This is a genomic window from Actinomadura sp. 6K520, assembly GCF_004349245.1.
GTDB lineage: Bacteria > Actinomycetota > Actinomycetes > Streptosporangiales > Streptosporangiaceae > Spirillospora.
Genome location: NZ_SMLC01000297.1, coordinates 1 through 5,606, shown reverse-complemented (window position 1 = coordinate 5,606; position 5,606 = coordinate 1). Strand labels below are relative to the sequence as shown.

5 protein-coding genes and 1 pseudogene are annotated in these 5,606 nt (G+C 72.5%); 5 read left to right on the top strand and 1 reads right to left on the bottom strand.

The features are described from left to right. From E1289_RS36205 to E1289_RS36185, 5 genes are all read left to right on the top strand, one after another. Positions 1–612, top strand: a 612-nt coding sequence (locus E1289_RS36205) for a phosphotransferase (protein ID WP_131988468.1), incomplete at its 5' end; no start/stop codon positions are given. Then, on the top strand, positions 533–1,492 hold the full coding sequence (locus E1289_RS36200; RefSeq protein WP_347813617.1) for a cobalamin biosynthesis protein: 960 nt from the start codon (positions 533–535) through the stop codon (positions 1,490–1,492). The genes E1289_RS36205 and E1289_RS36200, both read left to right, overlap by 80 nt. Then, positions 1,489–3,009 carry a cobyric acid synthase gene (locus tag E1289_RS36195; RefSeq protein ID WP_131988464.1) on the top strand — a complete coding sequence of 507 codons (1,521 nt, stop codon included), beginning with the start codon at positions 1,489–1,491 and terminating at the stop codon, positions 3,007–3,009. The genes E1289_RS36200 and E1289_RS36195 overlap by 4 nt, the downstream gene beginning before the upstream one ends. Before the next feature lie 46 nt (positions 3,010–3,055). Next, on the top strand, positions 3,056–3,697 hold the full coding sequence (locus E1289_RS36190) for a DUF1444 domain-containing protein (protein ID WP_243713433.1): 642 nt from the start codon (positions 3,056–3,058) through the stop codon (positions 3,695–3,697). 240 nt (positions 3,698–3,937) lie between these two features. Beyond that, positions 3,938–4,576, top strand: a complete 639-nt coding sequence (locus tag E1289_RS36185) for a LysE family translocator (protein ID WP_131988462.1) — start codon at positions 3,938–3,940, stop codon at positions 4,574–4,576. Between the two features lie 7 nt (positions 4,577–4,583). Here the strand turns inward: E1289_RS36185 and E1289_RS38705 are convergent. Continuing rightward, positions 4,584–5,606: pseudogene (locus E1289_RS38705) on the bottom strand (hypothetical protein); the annotation flags it as partial.

Sequence of the window (5,606 nt, the reverse complement as noted above, 5' to 3'; positions counted from 1 at the left end):
GGGCGGGAGGTCCTCAGCTGGGTGCCGGGGGAGGTGCCTCGGCGGCCGCTGGACGGGCATGTCGTTTCCGACGAGGTGCTCAAGGGGGTCGGGCGGCTGCTGCGGAGGTACCACGACGCGGTGGAGTCGTATGAGGCGCCGGCGGGGGCACCGTGGGACGGGGTGACCTCGAACCTCGATGGGGAGCCCGAGGTCATCGGGCATTGTGATGTGACGCCGGAGAATGTGGTCTTCCGGGGTGGGGTGCCCGTTGCGCTGATCGATTTCGATCTGGCCCGGCCCACGACGCGGTTGTTCGATGTGGTGACGGCGCTGCGGCATTGGGGGCCCATCGCCGATCCCGCGGACAGGGACGCGGTGCTTTACCGGGTGGATGTCGGGCGGCGGTTGCGGATCTTCTGTGATGCGTACGGGCTGGACGCGGTGGGGCGGCGGGAGGTGCTGCCGGCGGCTCGGGTGAGGTTCGAGCGGTCCTACCGCGCGATGCGGCTTCGGGCTGAGAGCGGGGGGAGTTGGGGACGGATATGGCGTGATGGGGCCGGGCAGCGGATACGGCGGGCGCAGGATTGGCTGGAGCGGCACTGGGATGAGCTCGATGCGCGTCTCTGCTGAGGGTCTGGTCCTCGGGGTGGCGCTGGACGCGCTTCTCGGGGATCCGAAGAAGTGGCATCCGGTCGCCGGATTCGGGCGGGTCGCTTCGGTGGCCGAGCGGTATCTGTATGCCGACGCGCGGTGGCGTGGGGTTGTTCACACCGGGCTTCTCGTGGGGGGTGCGGGGGCGCTCGGGATCGGGATCGAGCGGGTCGCGCGGGGGCGTGTGGCGCATGGGCTGGCTACCGCGGGGGTTACCTGGGCTGTGCTCGGAGGGACCTCTCTGGGGCGTGAGGGGCTTGCTATGGCGCGGTTCTTGGAGCGGGGGGATTTGGAGGCGGCCAGGGAAAGGCTTCCTCATCTGTGTGCCCGGGATCCGCGGGGGCTCGATGCCGAAGGGGTGACGCGGGCCGTTGTCGAGTCGGTGGCGGAGAACACGTCGGACGCGTCCATCGCGCCGTTGTTCTGGGGGGCCGTGGCGGGCGTTCCCGGGTTGCTGATGTATCGGGCGGTCAACACGCTCGATGCGATGGTCGGGTACCGGAGTCCGCGGTACGAGCGGTTCGGGTGGGCGGCGGCGAGGCTGGACGATGCCGTCAACTGGGTTCCGGCCCGGGTGACCGGAGGATTGGTCGCCCTTTGTTCGGGGCGCGGCGCGTGGCGGATGCTGCTGCGGGACGGTGGCAAGCATCCGAGTCCCAATGCCGGACGCTGTGAGGCCGCCTTCGCCGGGGCGCTCGGGGTGCGGCTCGGGGGCGTGAACGAGTACGCGGGACGGGTCGAGCGGCGGCCCGAGATGGGGGACGGACGGGCCCCCGAGGTGCGGGACATCCGCGGGGCCGTGCGGCTTTCGGCGGCGGTGACCGTCGCGGCGGCGGCCGTGATCTGGAGCCTCAGGTGACGGGGCTGCTGGTCGCGGGGACCACCTCTGACGCGGGTAAGAGCGTCGTCACGGCGGGGTTGTGCCGGTGGCTCGCGAGAAAGGGAATCAAGGTCGCGCCGTTCAAGGCCCAGAACATGTCGCTCAACTCGATGGTCACCGGCGACGGGGCGGAGATCGGGCGGGCGCAGTACATGCAGGCGCAGGCGGCCGGGGTCGAGGCGAAGGCCGAGATGAATCCGGTGCTGCTCAAGCCGGGGAGCGACCGGCGCAGTCAGGTCGTGGTCATGGGGCGGCCCGTGGCGGAGGTCGACGCGCTGCAGTACGGGGAGCGCAAGGAATGGCTCCACGGTGTCGTGCAGGAGAGTTTCGCGAAGCTGCGCGACGAATATGACGTGGTGATCTGCGAAGGGGCCGGTAGTCCCGCCGAGATCAATCTGCGGGACGGCGACATCGTGAACATGGGGTTCGCCCGGGCCGCCGATCTGCCGGTCATCGTGGTCGGCGACATCGATCGCGGTGGTGTCTTCGCGTCGTTGTACGGGACGGTGGCGCTGCTCGAACCCGCGGATCAGGCGCTGATCGCGGGCTTCGTCATCAACAAGTTCCGGGGTGCCAGGGAATTGCTGGAGCCGGGGCTCGCGCAGCTCATGGCGTTGACGGGGCGTCCGACGTTCGGGGTGCTGCCGTGGACGCTCGGGCTGTATCTGGATTCCGAGGACACCCTGGCATTGGACGCGCCGCGGCCGGACGCCAAGGGGCCGGTGGGCAGGGAAACGCTGCGCGTCGCGGTGGTGCGGTTTCCGCGGATCTCGAATTTCACGGATCTGGACGCGCTGGCCTGCGAGCCGGGTGTCGTCGTCCGCTATGCGGCCAGTGCCGGTGACCTGGCCGAGGCCGATCTGGTCGTCCTGCCGGGCACGCGGGCCACGGTGCGTGATCTGGCGTGGCTGCGCGAGCGGGGAATGGCCGACGAGATCAGGAGGCGGGCGGAGGAGGCGAAGCCGGTGCTCGGTATCTGCGGCGGCTACCAGATGCTCGCCGAGGAGGTAGTCGATCGTGTCGAGTCCGGGGCAGGAAGTGTCCGAGGTCTCGGGCTGCTTCCGGCACGGGTCGTTTTCGGGGAAGAGAAGGTGCTCGGGCGGCCGAAAGGGCGTGCCTACGGGGAGGACGTCCACGCGTACGAAATCCACCATGGCGTTGTCACCGCGGACGGCGAACCTTTTCTCGACGGGTGCCGGAAAGGCGCCGTCTGGGGGACGATCTGGCACGGCGCCATGGAGAACGACGGATTCAGGCGGGCGTTCCTGCGCGATGTGGCGCACGCGAGCGGACGTGCTTTCACACCCGCCCCGGACGTGTCGTTCGCAGCCCTCCGGGAGGCGGCACTCGACACGCTCGGCGACCTCATGGAGGAGCATCTCGACACCGCTGCCGTCTGGCGGATCATCGAGCGCGGGACGCCCGGCGGCCTGCCCGTCGTCCCTCCCGGCGGGGCGCCGGATCCGGCGGGCGGCCCCGGTACGGCGGTAGGGTGATCCCTTCGATGGCACCGGCCGCCCCAGGCACCAGGAGGAACGTCCCGTGACCGATCCGCGGTCCAGGCTGATCGTCCCGCTGATGAAGGCGCGGGTGCCGGCCGAGATCCAGCTGGAGTTCCCGCTGCCTCCGGAGGAGGAGCCGATCCGCGACCCGTTCGCGGGGGACCTGTACGTCGGCTACGCGCTGGAGATCGCCGACGAGGCGGCCCCGTCCGGCCGGCGCTACGAGCATGTGGCCCGGCGGCACTGCGCCGAGCTGGGGGTGCCGCCCGGCGAGCTCCGCCGCCGCGCGGTGATCAACCTGCGGGACCTGCGCCCCGAGCTGAGCCTCAGCTGGTACCCGGACGTGCGCGCCGTGACGGTGTCCCTCGCCGGGGCGGGCACCGCGGCGAGGCGGGGGAGCCTGGAGTCGGGCCTGCTGCTGGACGAGGGGTTCCTGGAGAAGCTCGCGCAGGATGTGGAGGGCGACCTCGTCGTGGCGGCCCCGGCGCGGGACGTGTTCGTCGCGTCCGGCACCGGCCACCCGGACGGTGTCGACAAGCTCCGCTGGGCCGTCCAGCAGGTGTGGGCCGAAGATCGCGGGGAGAGCGGCGGTGACCCGGCCTGGGACGTGCCCGCCGGGAGCCTCCTCACCCACGATCTGCTGGTCCGCCGCGGCGGCGCCTGGGACATCCTCGCCCCCTGACGCCCCCTGACGGCTAGGACAGCGTCTTCAGCTCCGCCCACGGGGCGCGCTGCCCGCGGCAGATCCACACCGGTTTGCCCTGTTCCCGGTTGTCCAGGCCGACGCCGTTGGCGATGCGGCCGACGGGCCGCACGTCCGTCCAGAACCGCCGCAGGCAGGCCGCCCCCGCCGCCCCCGCCGCGCCCGCCGGGCCCGGAAATCCATTGGGAGGGGGCGGGGCCCGCGGCCTATCGTGCGGGCATGGTGTCGACGCATCAGGTGCTCGCCTTCTCCGTGATGGCGTTCGCCATCATCGTGATCCCCGGCCCGTCCGTGCTGTTCGTCGTCGGGCGCGCGCTGGCGCACGGCCGCCGCACCGCCCTCGCCGGTGTCGTCGGCGGCGTGCTGGCGGCGCTGGTGCTGACGGTCGCCGTCGCGGTCGGTGTCGGCTCGGTCGTCGAACGGTCCGCGGTCGTGTTCACGGTGCTGAAGACCGTCGGCGCGGTCTACATCGTCTACCTCGGGGTCCAGGCCATCCGGCACCGCCGTTCGCTCCAGGACGCGGCCGGCCGGGACGAGGGAGGCGGCGGCGGGGGCCGGGCCGTCTGGCAGGGGTTCGTCGTCGGCATCACCAACCCGAAGACGACGGTGTTCTTCGCGGCGGTCCTGCCTCAGTTCGTGGTGCGGGAACACGGTCACGCGGCGCTGCAGATGATGGTGTTCGGGCTGATCTTCGCGATCATCGCGCTGCTGAGCGACAGCGTGTGGGGCGTCGCGGCCGGGACGGCCCGTGCCTGGTTCGCCCGGTCGCCCCGGCGGCTCGCGGCCGTCGGCGGCGCCGGCGGGCTGATGATGATCGGCCTCGGCGTCACCGTGGCCGCTACCGGCCGCAAGGAGTAGGCGAGAGCTAGACGGAGCACAGGGCGAAGTTGTCGAACGTCGCCTCCGGGTGACCGGTGGCGCCGTCGGGACGGTACGCGATCAGCCCGCTCGGTCCGGGGGCGTCGTCCGGGGCGTCGACGGCGGCGCTCGCGACGTGCTCGCCGTTGACCCACATGCCGAGGCTCAGGCGCGACCCGTCCTCGACGCAGGCTGCCTGGATCCGGTCGTCGTTGTCGCGAAGGTCGGTGGCGGTGCCGGTCGCCAGGTCCGTCGGCGCGGAGCCGTCCATCCGCGCGATGCGGACCCGGCCGTCGTCGCGGAGGAGGAACGCGAAGCCGTCGGCCTGCCCGTGGCAGTAGACGCCCGCCTCGCCGCCCTCGCCCCGCGTGTGCTCGACCTTCACCTCCATGAGCTGCGAGTCGGGGACGTCCTCCACGGGCGCGTCGACGCTGGTCAGGTTCGACGCGGGCAGGACGTGGAGCTCGTACTTGCGGTCGTGGTAGGACGCGTCCCAGATCGGTGCGGCGGCGGTCTTCCAGCCCGAGGTCTCGTCGCTGAAATTGTCGTCGAAGATCTTCTCGTCGACCTCCGGGGGCTCCTCGCCGGAATCGTCCGCGACCGCCGCCGCGCCGGGCTGGTGTCCGGGGTTTGCGTCGTCGGGCATCAGGGTGCGCACGCCGAACAGGGCCGATGCGCCGACGACCCCCGCCGCGAGGACGACCAGGCCGTGGCGGGGCCGCGGCTTCCGCGTCGCCGGACGCGGCCGCTTCGGGGGCGCGGGCGGCAGTGGCGCGCCGATCGGATGGGTCTCCGGGACGGAGTCCACGGTGGTGCGCGGAGGGGACGGCGGAACGTTCGGCGGCGGCCCGGCCGGCGGCAGCGCGCTCGGCCCGGCGCCGGCCGGCCCCGCGGCAGCCGCCGGGGACTCGGTCGCCGGGGACTCGGGCGGTGGCCCGGCCGGGGACGCCGCGGCCTCGGTGGCCGGTTCGGCGGTGGCCGGTTCGGCCGGGGGCGGCTCGGCGGGGGTCGGGAGCGCGACCGGCGGCGG

Coding starts and splice junctions, on each gene's coding strand:
- E1289_RS36200 (WP_347813617.1), top strand. CDS start 533: ATGGGGCCGGGCAGCGGATACGGCGGGCGCAGGATTGGCTGGAGCGGC.
- E1289_RS36185 (WP_131988462.1), top strand. CDS start 3,938: ATGGTGTCGACGCATCAGGTGCTCGCCTTCTCCGTGATGGCGTTCGCC.